This is a genomic window from Photorhabdus kayaii (assembly GCF_025384895.1).
Lineage (GTDB): Bacteria > Pseudomonadota > Gammaproteobacteria > Enterobacterales > Enterobacteriaceae > Photorhabdus > Photorhabdus kayaii.
In genome coordinates, this window is the sequence record NZ_JAJAFZ010000226.1 from 1 (window position 1) to 576 (window position 576).

Genomic DNA, 576 nt, shown 5'->3' on the forward strand with positions numbered 1-576 from the left:
TATTCTAATATTTCCTCGGGACTTTTCCCATATAGAGGAGATTTAGAAAGTGAATCGAGTTCCTGTTTCATCTTCAAACCTTCATTCTGTTGGTTATAACCAAGCTACAAAAACATTGGAAATAGCTTTCCGTGATGGTGGGATATATCAATACTATGGTGTTCCTCCACAGATACACCAAGGATTGATGAATGCACCTTCTAAGGGGCGGTATTTCCATAAGCACATTAAGGATGTCTATTCCTATCGTAAGTAAGATAGGTTGATTAATTCAGCGGGGCTATGTCTCGCTTTTCCGTCTTTCTATTGCTGACACTGAGTTTTGATGTAGTCCTGCAAATATTTTATTTGCTGCTCGTTTTCAACAATCATTTTTCGGAGATCGAAATAATCTTGTTCAATTGTTGGGTTAAATCGTGGGGAGGTTGCATTAACCACGCCGGAGGAGGAACCGGCTTCGCCTTGATTACAGGTGGCCGCGATGCGCAACCGGCGATGACCAGCGGCAACATCATTGCGCAGAACATCAATTTTAGATTTGGCATTGGCAAGTTCCTTTGTATGCTGATTATCCAG

Annotated in this window: 2 protein-coding genes; one reads left to right on the forward strand and one right to left on the reverse strand. The window is 41.8% G+C overall.

Annotation, left to right across the window (positions count from 1 at the left end; all coding sequences use genetic code 11):
* The first annotated feature begins 49 nt into the window (after positions 1 to 49).
* Positions 50 to 256 carry a KTSC domain-containing protein gene (locus LGZ98_RS24035; protein ID WP_113040758.1) on the forward strand — a complete coding sequence of 69 codons (207 nt, stop codon included), beginning with the start codon at positions 50 to 52 and terminating at the stop codon, positions 254 to 256.
* A 47-nt stretch (positions 257 to 303) separates the two neighbouring features.
* On the opposite strand, the gene LGZ98_RS24040 is transcribed toward LGZ98_RS24035, so the two are convergent.
* Positions 304 to 576: lysis protein (locus tag LGZ98_RS24040; RefSeq protein ID WP_262978761.1), on the reverse strand; the 273-nt coding region annotated here is incomplete at its 5' end.